The 24,744-nt window shown below is 69.1% G+C and carries 25 protein-coding genes; 5 read left to right on the top strand and 20 right to left on the bottom strand.

Translation table 11 applies throughout. From position 1 onward, the window contains the following. Positions 1–123: 123 nt before the first annotated feature. Genes H3O04_RS07565 through H3O04_RS07575 form a run of 3 tightly spaced genes read right to left on the bottom strand, consistent with a single transcriptional unit; the run spans position 124 to position 2,133 of the window. On the bottom strand, positions 124–870 hold the full coding sequence (locus tag H3O04_RS07565; protein WP_011694431.1) for a YoaK family protein: 747 nt from the start codon (positions 868–870) through the stop codon (positions 124–126). Between the two features lie 58 nt (positions 871–928). After that, positions 929–1,456, bottom strand: a complete 528-nt coding sequence (locus H3O04_RS07570) for a chromate transporter (RefSeq protein WP_006477572.1) — start codon at positions 1,454–1,456, stop codon at positions 929–931. Then, positions 1,453–2,133, bottom strand: coding sequence for a chromate transporter (locus tag H3O04_RS07575; RefSeq protein WP_202587442.1), 681 nt, complete (start codon positions 2,131–2,133; stop codon positions 1,453–1,455). The genes H3O04_RS07570 and H3O04_RS07575 overlap by 4 nt, the downstream gene beginning before the upstream one ends. A 95-nt stretch (positions 2,134–2,228) precedes the next feature. Here H3O04_RS07575 and H3O04_RS07580 point away from each other — a divergent pair, with 95 nt between their 5' ends. Further along, entirely contained in the window at positions 2,229–3,113 is an 885-nt protein-coding gene (locus H3O04_RS07580) for a transcriptional regulator GcvA (protein WP_012329385.1), read from the top strand. Positions 3,114–3,153: 40 nt separating this feature from the next. Here H3O04_RS07580 and H3O04_RS07585 read toward each other — a convergent pair whose 3' ends face one another. From H3O04_RS07585 to flgB, 13 genes are all read right to left on the bottom strand, one after another. Next, positions 3,154–4,461: a solute carrier family 23 protein gene (locus H3O04_RS07585; RefSeq protein ID WP_202587443.1), complete on the bottom strand. Its 1,308-nt coding sequence runs from the start codon at positions 4,459–4,461 to the stop codon at positions 3,154–3,156. 267 nt (positions 4,462–4,728) lie between these two features. Continuing rightward, entirely contained in the window at positions 4,729–5,964 is a 1,236-nt protein-coding gene (gene flgL, locus H3O04_RS07590; protein WP_202587444.1) for a flagellar hook-associated protein FlgL, read from the bottom strand. A gap of 14 nt (positions 5,965–5,978) precedes the next feature. Then, a complete protein-coding gene (flgK, locus tag H3O04_RS07595; RefSeq protein WP_202587445.1) occupies positions 5,979–7,910 on the bottom strand; it encodes a flagellar hook-associated protein FlgK in 1,932 nt (643 codons plus the stop codon). Between the two features lie 193 nt (positions 7,911–8,103). Continuing rightward, complete coding sequence (locus H3O04_RS07600) at positions 8,104–8,859, bottom strand: flagellar brake protein (protein ID WP_006477567.1); 756 nt, start codon at positions 8,857–8,859, stop codon at positions 8,104–8,106. A gap of 220 nt (positions 8,860–9,079) precedes the next feature. Then, entirely contained in the window at positions 9,080–10,063 is a 984-nt protein-coding gene (gene flgJ / locus H3O04_RS07605) for a flagellar assembly peptidoglycan hydrolase FlgJ (protein ID WP_053524192.1), read from the bottom strand. Next, a complete protein-coding gene (locus H3O04_RS07610; RefSeq protein ID WP_202587446.1) occupies positions 10,064–11,248 on the bottom strand; it encodes a flagellar basal body P-ring protein FlgI in 1,185 nt (394 codons plus the stop codon). A gap of 5 nt (positions 11,249–11,253) precedes the next feature. Further along, positions 11,254–11,943, bottom strand: a complete 690-nt coding sequence (flgH, locus tag H3O04_RS07615) for a flagellar basal body L-ring protein FlgH (protein WP_011546413.1) — start codon at positions 11,941–11,943, stop codon at positions 11,254–11,256. A gap of 21 nt (positions 11,944–11,964) precedes the next feature. Next, positions 11,965–12,753 (bottom strand): flagellar basal-body rod protein FlgG, encoded by a 789-nt coding sequence (gene flgG / locus H3O04_RS07620; protein ID WP_006477564.1) that lies wholly within the window; start codon positions 12,751–12,753, stop codon positions 11,965–11,967. A 34-nt stretch (positions 12,754–12,787) separates the two neighbouring features. Then, positions 12,788–13,546, bottom strand: a complete 759-nt coding sequence (gene flgF / locus H3O04_RS07625) for a flagellar basal-body rod protein FlgF (protein WP_006477563.1) — start codon at positions 13,544–13,546, stop codon at positions 12,788–12,790. Positions 13,547–13,565: 19 nt separating this feature from the next. After that, positions 13,566–14,807, bottom strand: a complete 1,242-nt coding sequence (gene flgE, locus H3O04_RS07630; RefSeq protein WP_069233267.1) for a flagellar hook protein FlgE — start codon at positions 14,805–14,807, stop codon at positions 13,566–13,568. Between the two features lie 27 nt (positions 14,808–14,834). Next, positions 14,835–15,581, bottom strand: a complete 747-nt coding sequence (gene flgD, locus H3O04_RS07635) for a flagellar hook assembly protein FlgD (RefSeq protein WP_006477561.1) — start codon at positions 15,579–15,581, stop codon at positions 14,835–14,837. A gap of 59 nt (positions 15,582–15,640) precedes the next feature. Continuing rightward, the gene (gene flgC / locus H3O04_RS07640) at positions 15,641–16,066 is read right to left on the bottom strand and encodes a flagellar basal body rod protein FlgC (RefSeq protein WP_006477560.1); all 426 of its coding nucleotides are present in this window, start codon (positions 16,064–16,066) and stop codon (positions 15,641–15,643) included. 51 nt (positions 16,067–16,117) lie between these two features. After that, positions 16,118–16,606: a flagellar basal body rod protein FlgB gene (gene flgB, locus H3O04_RS07645; protein WP_027807823.1), complete on the bottom strand. Its 489-nt coding sequence runs from the start codon at positions 16,604–16,606 to the stop codon at positions 16,118–16,120. A gap of 204 nt (positions 16,607–16,810) precedes the next feature. Here flgB and flgA point away from each other — a divergent pair, with 204 nt between their 5' ends. The 3 genes from flgA to H3O04_RS07660 all read left to right on the top strand — a co-directional run bounded on the left by flgA (position 16,811) and on the right by H3O04_RS07660 (position 19,019). After that, entirely contained in the window at positions 16,811–18,055 is a 1,245-nt protein-coding gene (flgA, locus tag H3O04_RS07650) for a flagellar basal body P-ring formation chaperone FlgA (protein ID WP_202587447.1), read from the top strand. 117 nt (positions 18,056–18,172) lie between these two features. Next, positions 18,173–18,502 (top strand): flagellar biosynthesis anti-sigma factor FlgM, encoded by a 330-nt coding sequence (flgM, locus tag H3O04_RS07655; protein WP_011546419.1) that lies wholly within the window; start codon positions 18,173–18,175, stop codon positions 18,500–18,502. A 76-nt stretch (positions 18,503–18,578) separates the two neighbouring features. Beyond that, positions 18,579–19,019 carry a flagella synthesis protein FlgN gene (locus tag H3O04_RS07660; RefSeq protein WP_006477557.1) on the top strand — a complete coding sequence of 147 codons (441 nt, stop codon included), beginning with the start codon at positions 18,579–18,581 and terminating at the stop codon, positions 19,017–19,019. 57 nt (positions 19,020–19,076) lie between these two features. On the opposite strand, the gene H3O04_RS07665 is transcribed toward H3O04_RS07660, so the two are convergent. Beyond that, positions 19,077–20,927 carry a M24 family metallopeptidase gene (locus H3O04_RS07665; protein WP_202587448.1) on the bottom strand — a complete coding sequence of 617 codons (1,851 nt, stop codon included), beginning with the start codon at positions 20,925–20,927 and terminating at the stop codon, positions 19,077–19,079. Between the two features lie 376 nt (positions 20,928–21,303). Between H3O04_RS07665 and H3O04_RS07670 the strand changes: the two genes are divergently transcribed. Then, positions 21,304–22,083 (top strand): helix-turn-helix domain-containing protein, encoded by a 780-nt coding sequence (locus H3O04_RS07670; protein WP_202587449.1) that lies wholly within the window; start codon positions 21,304–21,306, stop codon positions 22,081–22,083. Between the two features lie 55 nt (positions 22,084–22,138). Here H3O04_RS07670 and H3O04_RS07675 read toward each other — a convergent pair whose 3' ends face one another. From H3O04_RS07675 to H3O04_RS07685, 3 genes are all read right to left on the bottom strand, one after another. Continuing rightward, a complete protein-coding gene (locus H3O04_RS07675) occupies positions 22,139–23,380 on the bottom strand; it encodes a multifunctional CCA addition/repair protein (RefSeq protein WP_202587450.1) in 1,242 nt (413 codons plus the stop codon). Continuing rightward, positions 23,377–24,024, bottom strand: coding sequence for a glutathione S-transferase family protein (locus H3O04_RS07680; protein ID WP_202587451.1), 648 nt, complete (start codon positions 24,022–24,024; stop codon positions 23,377–23,379). Before H3O04_RS07680 ends, H3O04_RS07675 begins: the two co-directional genes overlap by 4 nt. 67 nt (positions 24,025–24,091) lie before the next feature. Beyond that, positions 24,092–24,744: NAD-dependent epimerase/dehydratase family protein (locus H3O04_RS07685; RefSeq protein ID WP_202587452.1), on the bottom strand; the 653-nt coding region annotated here is incomplete at its 5' end.

Below are 24,744 nucleotides of genomic sequence, written 5' to 3' on the forward strand. Positions count from 1 at the left end.
GTGCGGTGCGGTGCGGTGAAATGGTCGGTGCGATCGTTGCGACCGGCTTGCCGCTTGCCGCTTGCCGCTTGCCGCTTGCCGCTTGCGACTTGCGGCTTGGGGTTGTCCGATTGCCGCCTGCCGTCAGGCCGTTTGCGCCGCCCCGTCGCTGCCGGCGCCCGCGTCGCCGTTACCGTCCCCGCCGCCCGCGCCGCCGTTCCCCGCGCGACGCCACGCCCGCCGCACGATCTCCGCGAACGCGCCGACGAGCAGCAGCACGGCGCCCCACAGCGCGATGTCCGGCACGAGCCGCGTCACGAGGCCGCCGACCACCGCGCCGGCCAGGAAACAGAAACTGATCGTCGCGAGCAGCGCCGAGTCGTGCAGCGCCCCCGCGTCGTAGCGCGGGATCAGCCCGACGAACAGCTTCTGCGCCGCACGCCGCAGGTTGCCGGTCGTCATCACCGACGTGTACGACAGTTCCTCGAGATGGGTGAACGACAGCGTCTGCAGCGTCGCGACGAACGAGATGCCCGGAATCAGCCATGCGCTCGACGCGCCGACGAGACCGCTCGCGGCGACGCCGAGAAACGCGATTTCGACGATCAGGCTCACGAACGCCGTATGCCGCATCCAGCCGCGCCCCGCGGCGAGGCCGAGCAGGTGCGCGACGAACACCGCGAGCACGAAGCCGCCGAGCGGCGGTACGTGATGCAGCGCCGCGGCCCATTCGCCGGCCGACAGGTTGATGCCGAGCAGCGCGACGTTGCCGGTCATCGTGTTCGCGAACACGTGGCCGTGGCCGACGTACGTGTACGCGTCGAGATAGCCGCCGGACAGCGTCAGCAACGCGGCGACAGTGAGATTGCGGCTGGCGCCGTCGAGATCCATCGATCCTCCCGTGAAAAGTCGCGCCAGTATCGCGCACGGGAGGGCGGTTGTGCGCAGCTCACTGCCCGATGCCCGTGAGCCCGATCAGCGCGCCGCCCGCGAGCAGCCACAGCGGATGGATGCGCGTGCGCCACGCCAGCACCGCGCACGCGGCCGTGATGCCCCACTGGATCGCGGTGCGGTTCGACGCCTCGGAAATCAGCACCGCGCTTGCCGCGACGAGCCCGGCCGTCACCGGCATCATCCCCTGCTGCACGTAGCGGCGCCACGGCCGATCGCGAAAGCGCTCCCACGCATGCAGCGCGAGCACGGTGACGATCGACGACGGCCCGAACTTCGCGAGCGACGCGACCAGCAGCCCGGCCCAGCCGGCCACGTGCCAGCCGACCAGCGACACGATCATCATGTTCGGCCCGGGCGCCGCCTGGGCCAGCGCGAACAGCGCGGTGAACTCGTGCGCGCTCATCCAGTGATGCACGTCGACGACCTGCCGCTGCATCTCCGGCAGGATCGTGTTGCCGCCGCCGAACGCGAGCAGCGACAACTGGCTGAAGATCGTCGCGATGGCGATCAGCGTATCGCTCATGGCCGGCCCTCCTGTTGCGAGCGGGGCGCGTCGGGCGCCCCCTGCGTGCCGGGCGCGGCAGCCGGCGCCGGCCGCGGCGTGCTCCCATCGCGGCGGCGCGATGCGAGCCAGATGCTGACGGGCGTCAGCACGAGCATCGTGATCAACAGCGGCATGCGCAGCACCGCGATCGCGACGAACGCGAGCGCCGCGATCGCCGCCGCCGTGCGCGGCGCCCGCAGCAGCGGCTTCGCGACCTTCACGGCCATCGCGACGAGCAGGCCGGCCGCCGCCGCGGCAAGCCCCGCGAACAGGTGCTGCACGCGCGGATCGTTCTGCGTCTTCGCGTACAGCACGCCGAGCGCGACGACGACGAGCGTCGGGCCCGCAATCAGCCCGAGAATGCCGGCGAACGCACCGGCGACGCCGCGAAAGCGCATGCCGACGGCGACCGACAGGTTGATCACGTTGCCGCCCGGCAGGAACTGGCACAGGCCGAGCAGATCGGTGAATTCGTCGGCGGAGAGCCACTTGCGCTCGTCGACGATCGTGCGCCGCGCGAACGGCAACGCGCCACCGAACGACATCAGGCCGAGCGACAGGAAACCGGTGAACAGCTGGGCGAGGCCGACGCTGCGAGGAGACGCGCCAGGCGGCGGGGAAGCGGGCGGCGAGGCGGGCGGAAAGGCGGATTGCATGGGGTCCTCATCAAACGGTGAACCGAGGTTACCGCCGTTCAGGATTCCGGCAAAACGATTTTATCGGCGCGCCCTTGTGATCTAGAATCACAAGCATGGCACGCGATCTCCCACCCTTTTCCGCGCTTCGGGCCTTTGAAGCCGCGGCACGACATGAAAGCTTCAGCGCCGCCGGCGACGAGCTGCATGTGACTCACGGTGCCATCAGCCGGCAGATCGCCGGGTTCGAGGCGTGGCTCGGCAAGCCGGTGTTTCACCGCTACGGCAAGCGCGTGAAGCTCACCGACGAAGGCCGCCGCTACCTGGACACCGTGCGCGCGGCCTTCGACAGCATCGCGCTCGCCACCGAGCAGTTGCGCAACACCGGCGCGGCGCGCGTGCTGCGCATCAACGCGCTGCCGACCTTCGCGATGAAATGGCTGCTGCCGCGCCTGTCGCGGTTCCAGCGCGACGTGCCGAACGTCGAGCTGAAGCTGTCGACGTCGAACGCGCCGCTCGACACGCTGAACGGCTTCGACGTCGCGATCCGCCGCGGCCCCGGCCACTGGCCGAACTGCACGAGCGGCCACTTCCTCGACGAAAGCGTGATTCCGGTGTGCAGCCCGGCGCTGCTCAAGCGGGCGCCGATCACGCGCGCGGACGATCTCGCGCGGCACGTGCTGCTGCATTCGGATACGCGGCCGGAAGGCTGGCGCGACTGGTTCGCGGCGGCCGGCGTGACGATGAAGGGGCGCAAGCGGCAGTCGTTCGATCACTTCTACCTGGCGCTGCAGGCGGCCGTCGACGGGCTCGGCGTCGCGCTCGGCCCGCTGCCGCTGATCGACGACGAGCTCGCGAGCGGGCGCCTGGTGATGCCGCTCGACGGGCCGCGCATCGCGACGCGCAGCTACTGGTGGATCGCGCCGGGCGCGCCGGCCGACGATCCGCTCGTCGCGCAGTTCTGCGCGTGGCTGCAGGGGCAGTCGAATACCGGCGCATGAAGGCGCGCCCGCGGGCGGCATTGCACCGCCCGCTCCCGAATCAGACCACCGGGCCCGGTTCCTTTTCCTTGCGCAGGATCGCGTACAGGATGATCGCGCCGAACGTCGCGGTGCCGATCCCGCCGAGCCCGAAGCCGCCGATCTTCAGCGAGAAGTCGCCGGCGCCGAGCACCAGCGTGACGGCCGCAACGATCAGGTTGCGGTTGTCGGAGAAGTCGACCTTGTTGACGACCCAGATCCGCGCGCCCGTCACCGCGATCAGCCCGAACACCACGATCGACACGCCGCCGAGCACCGGGCCCGGAATCGTCTGGATCACCGCGCCGAACTTCGGCGAGAAGCCCAGCCCGATCGCGATCAGCGCGGCGAGCGCGAACACCAGCGTCGAATAGATCCGCGTGACGGCCATCACGCCGATGTTCTCCGCGTAGGTGGTCACGCCCGTGCCGCCGACGCTGCCCGAGACGATCGTCGCGAGCCCGTCGCCGATGAACGCGCGGCCGACGTAGCGGTCGAGGTTGGTGCCCGTCATCGCGCTGACGGCCTTGATGTGGCCGAGGTTCTCCGCGACCAGGATCACCGCGATCGGCGCGAGCATCAGCATCGCGTGCGGATCGAACACCGGCGCGCGGAAGCTCGGCACGCCGAACCACGCGGCCTGCGCGACGATCGCGAAATCGATTGGCTTGCCGAGGCCCATTCCGTTGGTCGCGATCGCGTAGATCACGTACGCGATCACGAGCCCGACGAGGATCAAGAGGCGCTGCATCATTCCGCGCGCGAACACCGCGACACCGCCGACGCACAGCACCGTGACGAGCGCCATCACCGATTCGAAGGTCGAGCCCGACACGCCCTTGACCGCGATCGGCGCGAGGTTCAGCCCGATCACCGCGACCACCGCGCCGGTCACGACGGGCGGCATCAGCGTCTCGATCCAGCGCGTGCCGATCGCCTGCACCAGCGCGCCGAGCGCGACGTACACGACGCCGCACGCGACGATCCCGCCGAGCGCGACCGGAATGTTCGGGTTCGGGCCGCTGCCGCCATAGCCCGTCACCGCGATCACCAGGCCGATGAACGCGAAGCTCGAGCCGAGGTAGCTCGGCACGCGGCCGCCGACCAGCACGAAGAACAGCAGCGTGCCGATGCCCGACATGAAAATGCACAGGTTCGGGTCGAAGCCCATCAGCAGCGGCGCGAGCACGGTCGAACCGAACATCGCGACGACGTGCTGCACACCCATCGCGATCATCTGCGGCCACGCGAGGCGCTCGTCGGGGCCGACCACGCGCGAGGCCGCGCCGGTCGGCTGGACCCGCCAGCGCGGGAAGTAGGAATCGGACATGGGGAAAGCGCTCCTGTCGGTCGTCGGTCGCCGGCTGCCAGGGATGCGCCGGTCCGGAATCTGGCGCGAGTTTACGGAGCGGAATGGGGGCTGGCAAGCGAGCCGGTATGCGCGGCCGGCCAAACGAGGACGCGGCAGCCCGCATGAGAGAACCGGTGCGCGACCGCGCGGCCCGGTGAAGCGTCCGTCCGCACACGATGCACGGGCGGCGGCGGGCGCCGACAGCGAAGTAAGCGTGCGCTCACCTCGCCGTCGGCGCGTCGTGCATCACGGATTGATGTACTGGAACAGCGACAGGTTCTGCAATTGCGCGTAAGCCTTCTGCGAACCCGTCAGCGCGTTCTGCATCTGCAGGAACTGGCTGATCGTCGCGACCATGTTGGTGCTCGTCAGGTCGGCCAGGTCGCTGCTGACCTGCAGCGTGTTGGTCTGGTTCACGGCCTGCATCGCCTTGATTTCCTGCTCGCGGCCGCCGACCGACGCCTGCACCGTGAGGACGTTCGTCATCATGTTGTTCAGCTTGGTCGTGCCGGTGGTCATCGCGTTCGCGAGCGCGGTCGCCGCGCTCGTGTTGCTGCTGATCGGCACCTTCAGCGCGGCGATCATCGTGTCGAGCGCCGCGAACACGTCGGTGCCGGCCTGCGGCGCGGGCGTGACCGTGAACGTGTCGCCCGGCGCCGGCTTGCCCGACACGGGCACCGACAGGCCGTTGCCGAGCGCGATCCCGGCGCCGTCCGAATACGGTTGCGCGGTCGTCGTGGTCGGCGGCACGACGGTGTTGTCGGTCACCGTGTAGGTCGGCGCGGCGGCCGTGCCGCCGAACGCGATCGTGAACTGGTGCGCGTTGGACGCGGCCGACGGGCTCGTGATCGTCACGCCGCCGATCGTGCCCGTGCCGGTGTTGCTCGCGCCGGCGAGCGGCACCGGCTGGCTGCCGAGCATCGGCACCGACAGGAACACGTTCGCGCCGTTGTCGCCCTGCGCGATCGAGCGCGTGTCGGCGATCTGCACCTGGCGCGAGCCGGTGTCGCCGCTGTAGGTCACGCCGCCGCCCGGCGCGTTCGAGAACGGCGCGGTGGCCGACTGGAAGCCCGCGAACAGGTAGTTGCCCGAGCCGTCCGTCGAATTCGCGAGCGTCAGCAACTGGTCGCGATAACCCTGCAGCTGCGTCGACAACGCCGAACGATCGCTGTCCGACAGCGAACCGTCGCCGGCCTGGATCACGACCGTGTGAATGCTGTTGAGCAGGTTGTTGACGCTGATGAGCGTCTGGTCTTCCTTCTGCAGCGACGACAGCGCAGCGTTCTGGTTCGACGCGTACTGCGACAGCGTCGCCGACGTCATCGACAGCTGCACGGCCTGCGCCGCGCCGAGCGGGTTGTCGGCCGGCGTCGCGAGGCTCACGCCGCTCGAGATCTGCTGGTACAGCTGCGAGAGCTGCGCCTGCTGGTCGCTCATCTGGGCGACGTTCATCTGGTAGAACTGCGCAGTGGAAATCCGCATCGCTTACCCCGAAATCAGTTGAACAGGCCGAGCACGGTCTGGAACAGCGTCGACGCCGTCTGGATCACCTTCGCGTTCGCCTGGTAGAGCTGCTGGTACTGCATCAGGTTGGCCGCTTCCTCGTTCTGGTTCACGCCCGACACCGACTGCTGCGCCTGCGTGATCTGGCCGACCAGCGCGGTCTGCGCGGCGCTCGACGACTTCAGCTGGCTCGCCGTGTTGCCGATGCCGTTCACGTAGTTCGCGTACGCACCCGTCAGCGTGGCCGAGCCGTTGCCGAATGACTTCGAGTTGACGAGCTTCGACAGCGCGAGCGCGTTGCTGCCGTCGTTCGTGCCACCCGTGTTCGGCGCGACCTTGAACGTGTCGCCCACCGCCGGCGTGCCCGACACCGTGACCGTGACGCCCGCCGTCAGCGTGATCGGCGAGCCGGACTGGTACGGCTGCGCGGCGCTGGTCGTCGGCGGCACGGCCGTGTTGTCGGTGACCGTGTAGGTCGGCGCGGCCGTGGTGCCGCCCATCGTGATCGTGTAGTTGTGCGCGTTGGCCGCGGCCGTCGCGCTCGTGACCGACAGCCCGCCGATCGTGCCGTTGCCGGTGTTGGTCGTCGTGGCCGACGGCACGTACGGCGCGGCCGCCGCGATCGCGGAGCCGTTCGACGTCGTGAGGCCGAAGCCGTTCAGCGCGCCGCGCGTCGGCTGCACGGTGAACTTGTCGCCGGCGCTCATCGAGCCGGACGAGAACGAGAAGTTCAGGCCGCCGATCGAGGCCGGCATCGACGTCGACGTACCGACCACCGTGCCGGTCGCACGGTCGGTCAGCGTGTAGTTCGTGCCGTCGTATGCCAGCGTGTAGTCGCTGGTGGTCGGCTGCGCGGCGTTCGCGAACGACACGGACAGCGCCGCGTTGCCGGTATTGCCCTGGTTCGCGTAGGTGATCGGCGCGCCGGTCGAAAACAGGTTGCCGCCGACCTTGCCCGACAGGTCGATGCCGAGCGCGTTCTGCGCGTTGACCTGCGCGGCGAAGCTGGTCGCGATCGCGCCGAGCTGCGCTTCGGCCGGATCGAGCGTCTGGCTGCGGAACGCGAGCAGGCCGCCCAGCGTGCCGCCCGACAGCGACGCGTCGGACAGGAACTGGTTCGGCCCCTGCGGGTTCGCGCCGGCGATGCCCTGCGACACGACGGTCAGCTCGCTCGGATCGGACGGCGACGTGACGGTCGCGAGCTGATAGCTCTTGTCCGCGACGACGAGCGGCGTGCCGCCCGACATGAACACGCTGTAGCCGTCGCTGTTGCGCACCACCTGCACGCCCGCGAGATTCGACAGGTTCGACACTGCGAGGTCGCGCTGGTCCATCAGCTGGTTCGGCGGCTGGCCCTGGCTGCTCGCCGCCGCGATCTGCTGGTTCAGTTGCGCGATCTGCGCGGTGTACGCGTTGATCTGCGTGACGGTGCTGGTGAGCTGCGTGTTCACGCTCTGGCGCAGCGCGTCGTACTGCTGGCCGGCCGCCGTGATCTGGTTCGCGAGCGTCTGCGCATTGCTCATCGCGGTCTGCCGCACCGACGAGTCGGACGCGCTGTTCGCGACGTTCTGCATCCCGGTGAAGTAGCTCGTGATCGCGGTCGAGATGCCGGCCGTCGGGCTGCCGATGTAGTTGTTCAGCTGCGTGACGAGCGAGTACCACGTCGACAGCGCGCCGCCCTGCGTCTGCGCGCCGTTCAGCTGGTCGCTCAGGTACTGGCTGTACTGCCGCTGCACGGTGACGGTATTCACGCCCTGGGGCATGTAGCCGCTGCTGGTGTACTGCCCGCTTGCCTCGGCATAGACGGGGCGCTCGACCGAATAGCCGGGCGTCGCGGCGTTGCTGATGTTCTGGCCGGTCGTCGTGAGGCCCCAGAGCGCGGCATTCAGGCCGCTGACACCGAGGTTCATGAGTGAGTTGGACATGCGCGATCCTGATGAGCCGGCCGCGCTGCGGCCGCCGGGTTGCGTGACTCCCGGTATAACGGCCGCGGATCGAAAAAATTGAGGAAAAAATGCACGCGCGGCGCACGGGCGTGCGTCGCCGTTCGAAGCGGCCGGCGAGGAGCGCCGGCGGCGCTGCGCGGGCGGCCCGGACGGGGCCCGCGCCGGGTGCGCGTCAGGCCCGCGCGAGCGAGCGGCGCTTCATTTCGAGCTGGGTGATCAGCCGCTGCAGCGTGTTCTCCGCGCTGCCCGGCAGCGACATGTAGCGGAAGCCGAGCTGGTAGCGGCGCGACCCGTTCGGCATCTGCGTCGAACGTTGCGACACCAGCTGCAGGTCGAGCGACAGCTTGCCGTGGCCGGTCAGCTCGAGCTCGACGTCCGGCAACAGCGTGCCGACCTCGAGCGCCTCGACGCGCTCGTCGGCCGTGCGCAGCCCCACGCCGCCGAGCGACAGGTTGTGCACCTCGAACAGGAAGCTTTCGCCGTCCGGCAGCTTGCCGCGGCACAGGAACGGATCGACGATCGGCGCGTCCACGCGGAAATATTCGCGGCGCTGGATGCAGACCAGCACGTCGGGGAAATCGGCGACGAACGCGGGCAGCCCCTCGTAGCGCGTCTCGCGCGGCGTGCCCGTGGTGAATTCGACGCGCACGCCCTCCGGCGAAGCCGCGAACGTGCAGTGCGACGCGCCGAGGATGCCGGCGTTCTGCTCGGACAGCGCGCCCCAGTCGAACGTGAACGTCCGCGCGCCGACGTCGACCTCGAGCAGACGCGTGACGAGCTGGCCACCCGGGTACTGCACGGTCAGGAAATCGCCGCGATTCACCAGGTTGCGCAGCTGCACGCCGATTTCCAGCGGATTGCGGCGGGCATAGTCGGGCCCGGAGTGGCCTGCATCCAGGCTGGGGTCCGTCGACGTTTCGATATTCATGGCTAGCCGGTCTTTCTTGTCATGGGCGCCCGGGGCAACCGGTGCGCAATAAAACCGGGCCAGAACGGGGGCCCGGTCGCAGGTCTCTCACACTTAGCGGCAGTGCTGACCGAAAGTTTAGATCGAAACGGCGATTTATTTCGCGCAAACGTTGAAACCGCGCGCGGCGGGCTGCCGGGCGCGGTCCGAAAGGGGGACGAACCGATGACGGGCGGGCCCGTCAGCCGATCTGCTGCATGATCGAGATCAGCTTCTTCGCGTAATTCGGGTCGGTTGCGTAACCGGCCTTCTGCATGCCGTGCGCGAAGCCCTCGACGCTGCGGCTCGCACTCAGCACGCCCGCGTAGCGCGGGTTGTTCTTCAGCAGGTTCGCGTAATCGGTCATCGCGTGCTCGTACGAGTCGTACGCGCGGAACTTCGCGACCACGCGGCGCGGTGTGCCGTTCACGTATTCGGTGGTCAGCGCCGACACGGTGCGGCCGGTCCAGCCCTTGTTCGCCTTGATGCCGAACACGTTGTAGCTGGTCGAGCCGTCCGCCGCGCGGATCTCGCGCTTGCCCCAGCCCGATTCGAGCGCGGCCTGGCCGACGATGAAGCGCGCCGGGATGCCGGTCGTCGCGCTGGCCGCCTGCGCCGGGGCCGCGAGCCGGTCGACGAACGCGTCCGCGTCCTGCACGCCGCTCGCGCCCTTGACCGGCGGCGTCAGCGCGCTGCCGGCCGAATAGCCGCGCGCACCGGCGAGCCCGCCGTTGTTCGCCGCGTTCGCATAGGCCTTCGCCATCGCGTTCATCGCGGCGAGGCTGCCTTCGTTGCCGGCCGTGCCGAGGCCGCCGGCGCCCATGCCGCCCGCGCCCACATCCGCTGCCGTATCGCTGCCCGCGCCGGCGCCCGCATTGCGCAGCAACTGCTTCATCAGCGCGTCGGCGACGCCGATCCCGCGCGTCGACATCTGCTGCGCGAGCTGCTGGTCGAGCATCGACGTGTACATCTTCGACGTATGCGAATCGAACAGCCCGCCGTCGGGCGACGCGTCGCGCATGCTCTTGAGCATCATCTGCGTGAACATCGCGTCGAACTGGCCGGCCACCGCCTTCGCGCCGGCCTGCGGCGACTGCTTCGCCTGCGCCCGCAGCGCGTCGAAACCCTGCACGTCGAGCGCGAAGCGCTGCGTGAGGTCGTTTGCGTTCGGAAGGTTCGCCGCCATTTAGATCACCTCCAGGTCGGCGCGCAGCGCGCCGGCCGCCTTCATCGCCTGCAGGATCGACATCAGGTCCGCGGGCGTCGCGCCGAGCGTGTTCAGCGCCTTCACGACGTCGGCGAGATTCGCGCCGGCCGTCACCATCTTCAGCGCGCCGTTGTCCTGCTTCAACTGGATCTGCGACTGCTGCGCGACCACCGTCTGCCCGTTCGAGAACGGCCCCGGCTGCGACACCACCGGCTGCGTGTTGACGACGACCGACAGGTTGCCGTGCGCGACCGCGCAGCTCTGCAGCGTGACCATCTGGTTCATCACGATCGAGCCGGTGCGCGCGTTCAGGATCACCTTCGCGGCGGCCTTGTCCGGGCTCACGTCGAGGTTCTGCAGCCGCGCCATGAACGCGACCTGCTGCGCCGAATCGGCCGGCGCCGCGAGCTGGATCGTGCGACCGTCGAGCGCCGTCGCGGTGCCCGGGCCGAAACTCGAGTTGACCGCGGACACGATGCGCTGCGCGGTGCCGTAGTCCATGTCGTTCAGTTGCAGTTGCAGCACGCCGTTCATCTGCGCGATCGCGTTCGGCACCGCGCGCTCGACGATCGCGCCGCCGACGATCCGGCCGGCCGCGAGCTGGTTCACCTGCACGCGGCTGCCGTTCGCGCTGGCGCCCGCGCCGCCGACCGCCATGTTGCCCTGCGCGAGCGCGTACACCTGGCCGTCCGCGCCCTTCAGCGGCGTGAGCAGCAGCGTGCCGCCGCGCAGGCTCTTCGCGTTGCCGAGCGACGACACGGTCACGTCGAGCGCCTCGCCGGGCCGCGCGAACGGCGGCAGCGTGGCCGTCACCATCACGGCCGCGACGTTCTTCAGTTGCATGTTGTTCAGCGACGACGGGCCGCCGTTGGCCGAACCGTTGTTGATCGAGATGCCGAGGTTCGCGAGCATGTTCGCGAGCGTCTGCGTGGTGAACGGCGTCTGCATCGTCTGGTCGCCCGTGCCGTCGAGGCCGACGACGAGGCCATAGCCGATCAGCGGGTTGTCGCGCACGCCCTGGATCTGCGCGAGATCCTTCAGGCGTTCCGCGTGCGCCGGCGCAGTGCCGAGCACGCACGCGGCGACCACCGCCGCGAACGCGACGGCGAGCCGCGCGGCCGCGTGCGCGCGGGCCGACAGGCGGTGGAACAGGGTCGTCTGCATCGTCATCACCACGGCGCGATGTTGAGGAAGAAGCGCTGCAGCCAGCCCATCGTCTCGGCTTCGTTGATGTAGCCCTTCGACGAGTATTCGATCTTCGCGTCGGCGACCTGCGTCGAGTAGACCGAGTTCGCACCCGAGATCGTGTTCGGATTGACGACCCCCGAGAAACGCACGAATTCGTTGCCCTGATTGATCAGCATCTGCTTCTCGCCGCTGACCACGAGGTTGCCGTTCGGCAGCACGTTGGTGACGGTCACCGTGATCGTGCCGTTGAACGTGTTCGCCGCGCTCGCGCCGCCGGTGGCCGCGAACTTGTTCGCGCCGGTCGCCGACAGGTTCGCCTTCGCGAACAGCCCGCCGAGGAAGCCGGCCGTCGGCACGTTGAAATCGGTGTTGCCCTGCCGGTTCGTGTTCGCGCCCGACGACTTGGTCGCGTTGATGTTCTCCGCGATCATGATCGTCAGGATGTCGCCGATGTTGCGCGGGCGCTGATCCTCGAACAGCGGCCGCCCCGCGTAGCCGGGGTTGTAGATCGAGCCGGGCGCCTGCATCGACATCGGCATCGGCGGCTGCGCCGTCATCGGCTGCTGGATGATCGGATCGCGCGGAATCTGCGCGCAACCGGCGAGCGCCGCCACCGCGACCGCGCAGGCGGCGCGGACGGTGGCTGACGAGGGGAGGCGAACCTGCTTCATGGCTGCGACGGGACGTTCCGGTTAGCTCTTCATCTGCGTGACGGTCTGCAGCATCTGGTCGGACGTCGTCACGGCCTTGCTGTTGATCTCGTAGGCACGCTGCGTCTGGATCATGTTGACGAGTTCCTGCACGACGTTCACGTTCGACGCTTCGACGTAGCCCTGGTTGAGCACGCCCGCGCCGTTCAGCCCCGGCTGCGACACGTTCGGCGCGCCCGACGACGTCGTTTCCGCGAACAGGTTCTCGCCCTTCGCCTCGAGGCCGGTCGGGTTGATGAAGGTCGCGATCTGGAGCGAGCCGATCTGCACCGCGTTGCTCGAACCCGGCTGCGTGACCGACACGACGCCGTCCTTGCCGATCGTCAGCGACTGCGCGTTCTGCGGCACGGTGATCGCCGGCAGCACCTGGTAGCCGCTCGACGTCACGAGCTGGCCCTGCGCGTTGGTCTGGAACGAGCCGTCGCGCGTGTACGCGTTGGTGCCGTCCGGCATCAGCACCTGGAAGAAGCCCGCGCCGTTGATCGCGACGTCCTTCGAGTTGCCGGTCTGCGTGAGGCCGCCCTGCGTGTACAGGCGCTCGGTCGCGACCTGCTGCACGCCGGTGCCGAGCTGCAGGCCCGACGGCAGCTCGGTCTGCTGCGTCGAGTTCGCGCCGGGCTGGCGGATGGTCTGGTACAGCAGATCCTCGAACACCGCGCGCGACGCCTTGAAGCCGTTCGTGCTGGTGTTCGCGAGGTTGTTCGAAATCACGTCCATCTGCGCCTGCTGCGCATTCATGCCGGTGGCAGCGATGTAGAGCGAACGATTCATTTGTCGATTCTCCTGCGTGGGCTGGCGCGGGCGCTCAGCTGAAATTGAGCAACTGGTTCGCCGTCTGCTCGTTCTGGTCGGCCGTCTGGATCAGCTTCGACTGCAGCTGGAATGCGCGCGCGTTGTCGATCATCGCGACCATCGCGGTCACCGGGTTCACGTTGCTGCCTTCGAGCGAATTCGGCGTGACGACCACGTTCGGGTCGACGTCGGCCGGATTGCCGTCGGCGGTGCGGAACAACCCGTCGTTGCCGCGCGTGAGCGTGGCCGCATCGGGATTGACGAGCTTCATCTGGTCGACGATCGCGACCGCGGTCGGCGGGTCGCCCGGCATCAGCGCGGACACCGTGCCGTCCTTGCCGATCGTCACTTCCGCGTTCGGCGGCACCGAGATCGGGCCGCCGTTGCCGATCACCGGCAGGTTGCTCGCGTTGACGAGCTGGCCGTTCTCGTCGACGTGCAGGTTGCCGGCGCGCGTGTACGCCTCGCTGCCGTCGGCCGTCTGCACCGACAGCCAGCCCGGGCCCTGCACGGCGACGTCCAGCGGATTGCCGGTGCGCGTGATCGGACCCGGCGCGTAATCGGCGCCGGGCGTCGACGCGAGCACGTAGGTGCGCGTCGTCGTCGGGTCGATGTTGCTGCCGTCGCCGAAATTCATCGGCACCGCGCGATACGTCGCGAGCTGCGCGCGAAAGCCGGTCGTCGACGCATTCGCGAGGTTGTTCGCGACGATCGCCTGCTGGTCGAGCGACTGCGACGCGCCCGTCATCGCCGTATAGATCAGTCGGTCCATGGCTGCCGGTTATCCGCGCTTACAGGTTGATGAGCGTCTGGTCGACGGTCTGCTGCGTCTTGATCGTCTGCGCGTTCGCCTGGTAGTTGCGCTGCGCGGTGATCAGGTTGACGAGCTGCGACGTCAGGTCGACGTTCGAGTTCTCGAGCGCGCTGCCCTGCAGCGTGCCGTGGTTCGTGCTGCCCGGCGCCGACACCTGCGGCACGCCCGACGCGGCCGATTCCGCATACTGGTTGCCGCCGAGGTTCACCAGCCCGTTCGGGTTGTTGAAGTTCGCGAGCGCGATCTGGCCGAGCACGGCGGTCTGGCCGTTCGAATAGTTGCCGGTCAGCTTGCCGTCGGTGCCGATCGAATAGGTGGTGAGCGTGCCGCTCGCGTAGCCGTCCTGCGCGAGGTTGTTCACGCCGTCCTTGCCGCCGTACTGCGTCGTGCCGGTCAGGTCGAGCGTGAGATTCTGCGGCGTCGCCGAGCCGTCGGTGTTCGGCACGGTGAACTGGAACTGGCCGAGCGACGCGGTCGGCGTGGCCGGCGTGCCGGTCGTCGTGCTCTTGATCGCGCCCGACGTATCGAACGTGATCGTGCCGAGATCGTTCGTCGCGCCGCCCTGCACGCCCGCGTAAGCTTCCCACGTGCCGGCCGACGACTTCACGAAGTACATGTTGACCGCCTGCGAACCGCCGAGCGAGTCGTACACCTGGATCGACGTCGAGTAGTTGTACGTCGTGGTGTCGGCCGCGTTGAACGGCGTCTTGGCCGGCACCGTGTCCTGCGAGTTCAGGTTGAACTGGCCGGTGATCTTGGTCGTCGCGGTCGGCGCGATGTTGGTGGTCGGCGCCTGCAGCGGCACGGTCTGCGCGGTGTTGAGCACGCCGTTCTTGTCGGCCATGTAACCCATCAGGTTCATGCCCTGCGCGTTGACGATGTAGCCGTTCTTGTCGCGCTGGAACGTGCCGTCGCGCGAGTACGTCGTCACGCCGTTGTTCGACATCTGGAAGAAGCCGTTGCCGTTGATCGCGACGTCGAGCGACGAGTTCGTCGTGTTGATCGTGCCCTGGCCGAACTGCTGCTGCACCGAGTTCAGCGTCGTGCCGATGCCGATCTGCGTGTTGACCGACGTCGCGACCGAGTTCGCGTACATGTCGGCGAACTGCGCGGTGCTCGACTTGAAGCCGACCGTGTTCGCGTTCGCGATGTTGTTGCCGATCACGTCGAGCGCGTTCGATGCGCCCGAGAGACCGCTCAGACCCTGTTGATAACCCATTTCGTTCTCCGTTACGGGAAAGCTCGATCAGTTGGTGGTGGTGTCGCCGGACGAGGACGACTTCGTGTTCGGGAAGATCGACGCAACCTGGGTGAGCCCCACCGTCGTGCCGTTCGACAGCACGAGCCCCGCGGTGCCGTCCGCCTGCTTGACCACGCTCTGCACCTGCGCGGCCGCGAGCGTCGTGGCCGCCTGCGGCGTGCCGGCGCTGTTGGTGTACGACGCGCTGACCGTATACGTGCCGTCCGGCAGCGCGTTGCCGGCCGCGTCGGTCGGGGTCCAGTTGAACGGCACGGTGCCGGCCGACTGCGCGCCCGCGTTGATCGTGTTCACGACGGCGCCCGCCGAGTTCTTCACGGTGATCGTCAGGTTCGACACCGAGCTCGCGAGCGACACGCCGAACGGCGACGCCGCGCCGCTCTTCACCGCGACCGAGTTGCCCGGCGCGAGCACGTTCGTGCCGATCAGCAGCGCGGCCTGCGTCTGCTGGCCGGCCGCGAGCTGCGTCGACAGCGACGTGAGCGACGTGTTCAGTTGCGCGATGCCGCTCACCGTGTTGATCTGTGCGAGCTGCGACGTCATCTGCGAGCTGTCCACCGGGCTGGTCGGGTCCTGGTTCTGCAGTTGCGTGACGAGCAGCTTCAGGAACGTCGCCTGCAGGTCGCTCGCCGACGTGCCGTTGGTCGACGACACGTTGTTGGTGTTCATCGTGTCGGTCGGCAGCGTCGACACGCTGGTGCCGTTGCTGCCGATCGTCGTGTTGGAGGAAGTCATCCTGTTGGCCTTCTGTCGGAACTGTCGGTGTCGGGTCGGTCAGGTCGGCGGCGCGCGGCTTACGAGCCGATCGTCAGCGTCTTGAGCATCAGCGTCTTCGCGGTGTTCAGCGTCTCGACGTTGGCCTGGTACGAGCGCGACGCCGAGATCATGTTCACCATCTCCTGTACCGGGTCGACGTTCGGCATCTGCACGTAGCCGTTCGCGTCGGCGGCCGGGTTCGCCGGGTCGTAGGTCGATTTCATCGGCGACGGGTCGTCCATTACCTTGGTCACGCGCACGCCGCCCACGCCCTGGCCGGACGCGGTACGCGCGCCGCCCAGCGGGTCGGTCGCGAACACGACCTGCTTGGCCTTGTACGGCTTGCCGTCGGGGCCGGTCGCGCTGTCGGCGTTCGCGAGGTTCGACGCGGTGACGTTCAGGCGCTGCGATTGCGCGGACAGCGCCGAACCGGCGACGCCGAAGATGTTCATCAACGAAGGCATGGAGGCTCCTTGTGTTCGAGTCCGGATTCGGAAGCGGCGCTTACGAGTTCGTTACGAGTTCGTCGTGATCGCGGCGATCATCGCCTTGATCTGCTGGGTCATCACGGTCATCCCGGTTTCGTAGTGCAGCGCGTTATTCGCGAACTGCACGCGCTCGACGTCGAGATCGACCGTGTTGCCGTCGAGCGACGGCTGCAGCGGCATCCGGTATTGCGCGCGGCCGTAGTCGTCCGCCGGGCCGCCGGTCGGGATCAGCTTCGCGGTGCCGGCCATGTGGCCCGCCGCCGTCGACACCATCGACATGCCGCTCGTCACGCCGGCCGGCTGCGTCATCGGCAGTTGCGCGGCGTTGCTGGGCGCCAGGCCGCCGCTCGTCTGCTTCAGCGAACGCGCGAGCGTCGACGCGAAATCGACGTCGCGGGCCTGGTAGCCGGGCGTGTCGGCGTTCGCGATGTTCGACGACAGCAGTTCCTGCCGGTAGGCGCGCACGTCGAGCGCCTGTCGGCCGAACGCGAATTCCGCATCGAGTTTGTCCAGCATGTGTGCGTCTCTCCGTATGAAGCGCTGCACGCCCCTCGCACCGGATGGCGACCCGAGAGGCTTTTTTCCATGACAGCGATGGTAGGCGCGGGACGCAACCGGCAATCGGACGAATAACGCGGCAAAGGCCCCCTCTATTCATCGTTTGCGCGACGCCCCGGCTCCCTAGAATGCGAAGCGGATCAACGGATCGAGGACACGGCGATGACGGGCGACGCACTTCGCGACAGGAACGGGCGGCTCACGCACGTCCGGCGCGCGTTCGCGCTCGCCGCGGCGCTGTGGATCGCCGCGCCTGCCGCCCATGCGGACGACGGGATGATCGTGATTCCCGGGCGCGGCGAGACGGCCGAAACCGCGCTCGCGCACGCCAATGCGGCGAGCGGCGGGCAGTTCGGCGGGAATGCGGGCGTCGCTTCGGCTTCGGCCTCAGGCCTGCAGCGCGCGGTTGGCGGGGCGAGCGCCGCGACCGGCAGCGACTACGCCGCGCAACCGGCCAGCCAGATGGTCGTGACGAGCGTTCCGCCGCCGGCCGCTGCGCCGGCTCCCGCAACGGTCCCCGTCTACGCAGCCGCCCGCGCGAACGCCGGGTACGGCGCGACGCCGCGCCCGGCCGACCCGGCCGCGATCGCGATGGTCGTCGCCGGCACCGCCGAGCCTGCATCGAATCCCGCGCGGCCGGCGCCGCAAGCGGCCGCAGCCGCCCGCCTGGCGGCGGCTCGTGCCGCATCAGCCGCAACGGCGCCGCGCACGGCGGCCGCTTCGGCCCGCCCGGCTCCGGCTACCGTCGCGGCCCAACCCACGGTCCAACCCGCGACGCCGCCCGGCCAGCAAGACCCCGAAACGATCCGGCGCGCGGCGCTCGCGTTCCTGCAGCAGCAGATCGCCGGCCTGCCCGGCAAGACCACCGCGACGGTCACGACCGCCTTTCCGCGCGGACTCGCCGCGTGCACGACGCTCGAACCGTTCCTGCCGACCGGCGCGCGCCTGTGGGGCCGCACGACGGTCGGCGTGCGCTGCGCGGGCGAGCGGCCGTGGACCGTCTACCTGCAGGCGAAGGTCGCCGTGCAGGCCACCTATTACGTCGCCGCGCGCCAGATCGCGCCCGGCGAGCCGCTCTCCGCGGCCGACCTGGTCGCACGCGACGGCGACCTGACGGTCATGCCGCTCGCGGTGATCACCGATCCGGCGCAGGCGATCGGCGCGACCGCGCTCGCGCGCATCTCGGCCGGGCTGCCGCTGCGGCAGGACATGCTGAAGAGCGCGGCGTCGGTGTCGGCCGGCCAGACGGTACGGGTCGTCGCGGCCGGCCCCGGCTTCACGATTTCGGCCGAAGGCAGCGTGCTCGCGAATGCGGCGCCGGGCCAGTCGGTGCGGGTGCGGATGGCGGCCGGGCAGATCGTCACGGCGATCGTCAAGGACGCCGGCACCGTGGAAATTCCGCTGTAGGGACGGATCTGCCGCAAGAATGTAAAGAATTGTTTATTCGGAGCATTTCGGGCTCGCGATGCTAAAGTTCGGGCCGACCCGGCCGTTATCTGGGTCAAACCGTACAGGAAACCCATCGTGAAGATCGATTCCACTCCGAAACCGAGCCCCCTCGCGCCGACCGGCAACGGCGCGGCCCGTGCGCCGTCCGGCACGGCCCAGTCGTCCGCGCAGGCAGCCGATGCAGGATCGAGCGGCGGCGACACGACCGTGAACCTGTCGGGTCTGTCCGGCCAGTTGCGTTCGGTCTCCGCGTCGGGCGACGCCGATATCGACACGGGCCTGGTCCAGTCGATCAAGGACGCGCTGAACAACGGCACGCTGACGATCGACGCGAACAAGATTGCCGACGGCGTATTGAACACCGCCCGCGAACTGCTGCAGCAGCAGCGCCCGCAGGGCAGCTAATCCCGGCCTCGTGGCCGGTTCACCCGGTTTGCCGGCGTGCGGCCATCCCGCGCACCGGCGTGACGAGCATGACGCGATGAGAGAAGAGCTGCTGGCCACGGTCAACGACGAACACGCGACGGTCGAAGCGTTCGCGTCCCTGCTCGTCTACGAGGAAAAGGCGCTGACGACGGCCGAGCCGCTCGAGATGCTGCCCGGGATCGTCGAGAAGAAAAGCGCACTGATCGACCGGCTCGCGCAGCTCGAACGCACGCGCGACACGCAGCTTTCCGCGCTCGGCTTTCCGGCCGGCAAGAAAGGCATGGACCAGGCGGCCGAGCGCGACGCGCGCCTCGCGAGCCGCTGGCAACTGCTGCAACAGGCCGCCGAACGCGCGCGCCAGGCCAACGCGAACAACGGGATGCTGATCCGGATCCGGATGGACTACAACGAGCGCGCGCTCGCGGTGCTGCGCTCGGCGCCCGCGCCGGCCGGCGTGTACGGCCCCGACGGGCGCGTGTCGGCGCTCACACGCTGACCGGCTGACGGCGCGCCGCGCGGCCGCCCGGCGGCCGCGTCGCTGCTTCCCCCTTCGTTACAACAGCGGACACGCAGTGACTTGCGTGCCGCGTTCCACGCACAGCCGCTCGTAGTCGCGCAGGTACGCGCGCTCGGCGTCGTCCAGCAGATCCAGATCGATCAGATCCCAGTCGTAGCCGACCGTCACGATGTTCTCGAACGTCACGGTGTCCGGCTGCGCGTCGTCCGCCCGCACGATCACGATGTTCTCGATCCGCACGCCGCCCTTGCCCGGCAGGTAGATGCCCGGCTCGACCGAAATCACCGCATTCGGCACCAGCCCGTACGTCGCGCCCGGCGCGAACCGCACGCCACCCTCGTGCACGTGAATCCCGACGCCGTGCCCGGTGCCGTGGCCGAAATCGTGGCCGTGGTCGCGACACACCTGCCGCACCAGCGCATCGACGTCGCCGCCCGTCGCGGTGGCCGGAAAGCGGGTGACGAGCCCCTTGATGCAGGCCTTCAGCGCGACCGTGTAGATCTCGCGCTGCCACGGCTGCGCGACCGTGTCCGGCCGCGTGCGGCGCAGCACGACGCGCGTGCAGTCCGTCGCGAAGCCGGCTTCGTAGTACGCGCCGCTGTCGAGCAGCACGAGTTCGCCTTCGGTCAGCTCGACGTCGGCGCTCGCCGCCGTGTAATGCGCGAACGCGCTGTTCGCGCCGTTCGCCGCGATCGACGGAAACGACAGCGCGACCGCCGAACGTGCGCCGTACGCGTCGTTGATCCTGCGCGCAAGGTCGTACTCGGTGTGGCGTACGCCCGGCTCGCCGGACTTCGCCCAACGCATCGTCTCGGCGATCGCCGCGCAGCTGCGCGCGAACGCGTCGCGGAACTGGCCGAGCACCGCCGGCGTCTTGCTCGCCCGCATCGCCTCGACCGGGTTGAAATCGGCATGCCGCGCGTGCGGCCACACCCGCTTCACCGCGTCGACGAGCGCGCAGTTCACCGATTCGAAGCCGTAGCACACGTGCTCGACGGCGAACTGCGCGAGGAAGCGCTCGAGCGCCGCGACGTCGCGCCGGATCACCTGCAGCGCCGGATACGAATCGAGCGCGACCTCGCAGCGGTCGCAGCCTTCCGGGAGGAACAGCGCCACCCGCCCGCCGACCGCGAACAGGAAGCCGAGGTGCGACGACGCATTCGGGATGTGATAGCCGCGGCTGTTCAGCAGATACGCGAGATCGTCCGACGCGCAGGTGAAGAACGCCGTCTTGCCGTCGGCCGCGCCGGTATGCGCGGCGAGCCGGCGGTTCAGCGCATCGAGGTTCTGCACGACGCTCAGGCCGGTCATCGCTGCCGGGATCTCGAAGATCGGCCGCTCGACGTTCCAGCCCGGCAGCGCGATCGCCCGGTCGATCTCGCGCTCGGCGAGGCTCGTCCAGTCGAGCGACGCGGCCTGCGTCTGCTCGAACAGCCGGTTGCGCTGCGCGACGCTGATCCGCCGCGCGTCGTAGCCGACCCGCGCGAGCCGGCTCGCGTGCGCGAGCAGCCAGTCGGCCATCGCCTGCCAGATCGTCACGTCGATGCCGAGCTTCTCGACGCGCACGCGCGCCGGATCGCACTGCTCGTCGGCCTGGAAGTGATAGCGGCCGTCGACGAACAGCACGAACGGCGGCAGATCGAGCGCCTGCGCGGTCGCCGCGCTCAGGAAGATTCCGCAGCCGGCCGAGCCGTCGAAGCCGGACACCGCGTAGCGCGGGTTGTTGCCGCGCGGCAGGTACTCGGTCACGTATTCGTCCTGCGACGTGATCAGCACCGCATCGAGTCGCGCGGCATCGAGCAGGCGCGACAGGCCGGCCTGCGTGTCGGCGACGGACGCGTCGTACGGGGGAAGGCCGGAGAAGCTGTATTTCAGTCGATCGATCATCGGATGCCCGTTATTCATTGTTGTCGGCGGCCGGCGGCGTGCCGCGGCATCGCGCGCCGGGCACGGCACGTCGTTGCGGCGCAGGTCACGCGCGGCACGACGCGCGGCCGGGCCGCGCCGCCGGCCGAGAGGCAGGCCTTCGGTAAAATTTTTGTCTCACTTAACTTTGTTTGATGCGCGACAGAATCTAGAGCACGTCGAAATCGAGGTCAAGCCAAGATTTTCGTAGGACTAAAATCGGCGTGCCGCCTGCGGATTCCGGCACAACGCCGATTCGCCCCGCGACGCTGCGCGGTACAATGCGCCGGCCTCGCCGCCCCGGGCGGCCGCACGGCCCCTTTGCCCGCGCCCCGACTCGTTGCCACGAAAGAGATTCATGGATTCAGACCTCATGCGTATCGGCCAGCGCATTCGCCGCCTGCGCCGGGAAGCGAAGAAGACGCTGCTGGAAGTGGCGACCGAAGCGAACCTGTCGGTCGGGTTCCTGTCGCAGGTCGAGCGCCATCTGACGGGCATCTCGCTGTCGTCGCTCGTCAACGTCGCGAAGGCGCTGGGCGTGCCGCTCGGCACGCTGATCGAGCAGCCGCGCCAGGCGCAGCCCGATTCGCACGAGGGCAGCCGCAAGCCGTACGCGCTCGACGCCGCGTCGCAGTGGTACGAGCGGCTGTCCACCACGTTCGACGGCAGCCAGATCAACGCGCTGAAGGTGCAGATGATGGAGGGCTACCGGTCGGAATGGGTCGCGCACGGCGGCGACGAATTCGTGTACGTGCTGGCGGGCCGCATCTGCTACACGGTCGGCAAGAAGAATTACCCGCTGACGCCCGGCGACTCGCTGCACTTCGACGCGCGCAAGCGGCATCGCGTGGCCAATGTCGGCGACGGGCCGGCCGAGCTGATCACCGTCAGCACGCTGCCGCTGTTCGACGACAGTGGTGCGGAATTCGTATCCGCGACGACGGAAATCAGGCAGTCGAAGCCTGGCGAGCCGCGCGTGAGCCGGCGCGCGCCGGCGTCCAAGCGGGATGACCGCGACGCCGCCGCGCCACGGCCGTCCAGGGCCGGCGCAGCCGAAAAGAAGGGGGCGGCGAAGCCGCGCGCCGCCGCCGGCAAACGCCCGGCGGCCGCGACTCCGGCGCGCAAGAAGAAACAGTAACGGCTGGCCGGCGCGCGCGCTGTTCCGCGCCTGCTACTTGCCTGCTACTCGCCGACTACTCGCCGATCGCGAGCGCCTGCGCGACGGCCTGGACCCGCGCGCGATGCACGGCTTCCTTGATCTTCTCCGTATCGTTGCCGATGCCGCGCGCGATCGCGCCGGCGTCGACACTGCGCGCCGCCGCGAGCGCGACGCGCAGCCGCTCGGCCTGCGGATACGGCTGCGCATCGAGCCCGAGCCGGCCGCGCGCATCCGATTCGCAGGCCTGCAGCAACTCGGCGAAGCGCGCCGGCTTGCGCAGCGCGTCGCTGCGCTCGAACAGCCGCACCAGCGCGGCCGCGCCCATCTCCATCACGCGATGCAGGTTGCCATGCTCGCGCGCGACCACCAGCGCGAGATCGCGGCATTCGTTCGGCACGCGCAGCCGCTCGCACAACGGTTTGAGCAGCTCGACGCTGCGGCTTTCGTGGCCGACGTGGCGCGGCAGCACGTCCGCGGGCGTCGTCCCCTTGCCGAGATCGTGTGTGAGCGCCGCGAAGCGCACCGCCAGCGAATAGCCCTGCTTCGCCGCGTAGTCGACGACCATCATCACGTGCACGCCGGTATCGACTTCCGGGTGGTAATCGGCGCGCTGCGGCACGCCCCACAGCGCGTCGACCTCGGGCAGGATGCGCGCGAGCGCGCCGCAGTCGCGCAGCACGGCGAACATCCGCGACGGCTTCGCTTCCATCAGCCCGCGCGCGATTTCCTGCCATACGCGTTCGGGCACGAGCGCGTCGACCTCGCCCGCATCGACCATCCGTCGCATCAGCGCGAGCGTTTCGTCCGCCACCGTGAAATTCGCGAACCGCGCGGCAAAGCGCGCGATGCGCAGGATTCGCACCGGGTCCTCGACGAATGCGTCGCTCACGTGCCGGAACACGCGCGCACGCAGGTCGGCCTGCCCGTCGAACGGATCGATCACCGGGCCGACCAGCGCGCCTTCCGGGCTCACCTCGCGCGCCATCGCGTTGATCGTCAGGTCGCGCCGTGCGAGATCCTCGTCGAGCGTCACGTCCGGCGCGTAGTGGAACTGGAAGCCGTGATAGCCGGCCGCCGTCTTGCGCTCGGTGCGCGCCAGCGCGTACTCCTCCTGCGTCTGCGGATGCAGGAACACCGGGAAATCCTTGCCGACCGGCCGGAAGCCCTGCGCGGTCATCTGCTCGGGCGTCGCGCCGACCACCACGTAGTCGCGGTCCTGCACCGGCACGCCGAGCAATTCGTCGCGGATCGCGCCGCCTACTGCGTAGATGTTCATGGCTGCGGCTCGTATTCGGCGATCACGTTGGTTTCACGGCGCGCGGCATCGATCCACTGCTGCACGGCCGGCAGCGCGGTCACCCGCGCCGCGTAGCCGGCCGCCTCCGGCGACAGCGCCGGCGCATACGTGTTGAAGCGCATCACGACGGGCGCATACATCGCATCGGCGACGCCGAATTCGCCGAACAGGAACGGCCCGCCCGACGCCTCGATGCATTCGCTCCACAGCGCGTCGATGCGCGCGACGTCGGCGAGCGCCTCGGGCGTCGCGCCGCGCCCCGGCATCGACGCGCGGATGCTCATGCCCATCTGCGTGCGCAGCGCCGCGAAGCCCGAATGCATTTCGGCGGACACGCAGCGCGCATGCGCACGCGCGAGCGGGTCGGCCGGCCACATCGGGAATTGCGGATAGCGCTCGGCGAGCGTCTCGGCGATCGCGAGCGAATCCCAGATCGCCAAGCCGTGATCGTCGACGAGGCACGGCACCTTGCCGGTCGGCGAGTATTCGCGGATGCGCGCCGCCGTGTCGTCGCGACGCAGCTCGACCACGATCTCGTCGAACGGGATGCCGAAATGCGCGAGCAGCAGCCACGGCCGCATCGACCACGACGAGTAGTTCTTGTCTCCAATGACGAGCTTCATGACGGGGTTCCGGAAAATGCGAAAAAGGAAAAGAAAGAGGCCGGCCGGCAGCGCCCCGCGCGCGGGGCTAGCGACGCGAGCGGAACCAGTCGAACCGCGAGCGCCCGGTCGCTTCGCCGAGATACGCGGGCGCGATGCTTTCGAGACTCGCGGGCGAGAGCCCGAGTTCCGGTGCGAGCGGCCCCGACAGCACGTTCGGCACCGACATCGTCGCGAGATTGTCGCGCGTGAGCACCGGCTCGCCCGGCAGGCATTCGAACACGCTCGCCTGCAGCCGCGCAAGCGCGTCGGGCAGCCGCACGATGCGTGCCTGCCGGCCAACCAGCGTGCCGCAGTAGCGCACCAGTTGCTCGAGCGTGTAGACGGTCGGGCCGCCGAGCTCGTAGGTCTTGCCGTGCGCGCCGACGAGATCGAGGGTGTTGACGAACGCGCGCACGACGTCGCCGACGAATACCGGCTGGAAGCGCGCGTCGGGCATCGCGAGCGGCAGCACGGGCACCGTGCGCTGCAGGTTCGCGAAAGTGTTGAGGAATGCGTCGCCGGGGCCGAACACGACCGACGGACGGAAGATCGTCAGCGCGAGCGAATCGGTGGCCGCGACCGCATGCAGCGCGGCTTCGCCGTCGCCCTTCGAGCGCTGGTACATGCTCGCGCCGTGCGAATCGGCGCCGAGCGCGCTCATGTGCAGCAGGCGCCGCACGCCGACCTCGCTGCAGGCGG

The sequence above is a fragment of the Burkholderia sp. KCJ3K979 genome, from assembly GCF_016759955.1.
In the GTDB taxonomy this organism is placed as follows: Bacteria; Pseudomonadota; Gammaproteobacteria; order Burkholderiales; family Burkholderiaceae; genus Burkholderia; species Burkholderia orbicola.

Excerpts from the sequence above, each read along its gene's own strand:
- H3O04_RS07565 (WP_011694431.1), bottom strand. The coding sequence starts at position 870 with ATGGATCTCGACGGCGCCAGCCGCAATCTCACTGTCGCCGCGTTGCTG.
- H3O04_RS07570 (WP_006477572.1), bottom strand. The coding sequence starts at position 1,456 with ATGAGCGATACGCTGATCGCCATCGCGACGATCTTCAGCCAGTTGTCG.
- H3O04_RS07575 (WP_202587442.1), bottom strand. The coding sequence starts at position 2,133 with ATGCAATCCGCCTTTCCGCCCGCCTCGCCGCCCGCTTCCCCGCCGCCT.
- H3O04_RS07580 (WP_012329385.1), top strand. The coding sequence starts at position 2,229 with ATGGCACGCGATCTCCCACCCTTTTCCGCGCTTCGGGCCTTTGAAGCC.
- H3O04_RS07585 (WP_202587443.1), bottom strand. The coding sequence starts at position 4,461 with ATGTCCGATTCCTACTTCCCGCGCTGGCGGGTCCAGCCGACCGGCGCG.
- flgL (WP_202587444.1), bottom strand. The coding sequence starts at position 5,964 with ATGCGGATTTCCACTGCGCAGTTCTACCAGATGAACGTCGCCCAGATG.
- flgK (WP_202587445.1), bottom strand. The coding sequence starts at position 7,910 with ATGTCCAACTCACTCATGAACCTCGGTGTCAGCGGCCTGAATGCCGCG.
- H3O04_RS07600 (WP_006477567.1), bottom strand. The coding sequence starts at position 8,859 with ATGAATATCGAAACGTCGACGGACCCCAGCCTGGATGCAGGCCACTCC.
- flgJ (WP_053524192.1), bottom strand. The coding sequence starts at position 10,063 with ATGGCGGCGAACCTTCCGAACGCAAACGACCTCACGCAGCGCTTCGCG.
- H3O04_RS07610 (WP_202587446.1), bottom strand. The coding sequence starts at position 11,248 with ATGCAGACGACCCTGTTCCACCGCCTGTCGGCCCGCGCGCACGCGGCC.
- flgH (WP_011546413.1), bottom strand. The coding sequence starts at position 11,943 with ATGAAGCAGGTTCGCCTCCCCTCGTCAGCCACCGTCCGCGCCGCCTGC.
- flgG (WP_006477564.1), bottom strand. The coding sequence starts at position 12,753 with ATGAATCGTTCGCTCTACATCGCTGCCACCGGCATGAATGCGCAGCAG.
- flgF (WP_006477563.1), bottom strand. The coding sequence starts at position 13,546 with ATGGACCGACTGATCTATACGGCGATGACGGGCGCGTCGCAGTCGCTC.
- flgE (WP_069233267.1), bottom strand. The coding sequence starts at position 14,807 with ATGGGTTATCAACAGGGTCTGAGCGGTCTCTCGGGCGCATCGAACGCG.
- flgD (WP_006477561.1), bottom strand. The coding sequence starts at position 15,581 with ATGACTTCCTCCAACACGACGATCGGCAGCAACGGCACCAGCGTGTCG.
- flgC (WP_006477560.1), bottom strand. The coding sequence starts at position 16,066 with ATGCCTTCGTTGATGAACATCTTCGGCGTCGCCGGTTCGGCGCTGTCC.
- flgB (WP_027807823.1), bottom strand. The coding sequence starts at position 16,606 with ATGCTGGACAAACTCGATGCGGAATTCGCGTTCGGCCGACAGGCGCTC.
- flgA (WP_202587447.1), top strand. The coding sequence starts at position 16,811 with ATGACGGGCGACGCACTTCGCGACAGGAACGGGCGGCTCACGCACGTC.
- H3O04_RS07660 (WP_006477557.1), top strand. The coding sequence starts at position 18,579 with ATGAGAGAAGAGCTGCTGGCCACGGTCAACGACGAACACGCGACGGTC.
- H3O04_RS07665 (WP_202587448.1), bottom strand. The coding sequence starts at position 20,927 with ATGATCGATCGACTGAAATACAGCTTCTCCGGCCTTCCCCCGTACGAC.
- H3O04_RS07670 (WP_202587449.1), top strand. The coding sequence starts at position 21,304 with ATGGATTCAGACCTCATGCGTATCGGCCAGCGCATTCGCCGCCTGCGC.
- H3O04_RS07675 (WP_202587450.1), bottom strand. The coding sequence starts at position 23,380 with ATGAACATCTACGCAGTAGGCGGCGCGATCCGCGACGAATTGCTCGGC.
- H3O04_RS07680 (WP_202587451.1), bottom strand. The coding sequence starts at position 24,024 with ATGAAGCTCGTCATTGGAGACAAGAACTACTCGTCGTGGTCGATGCGG.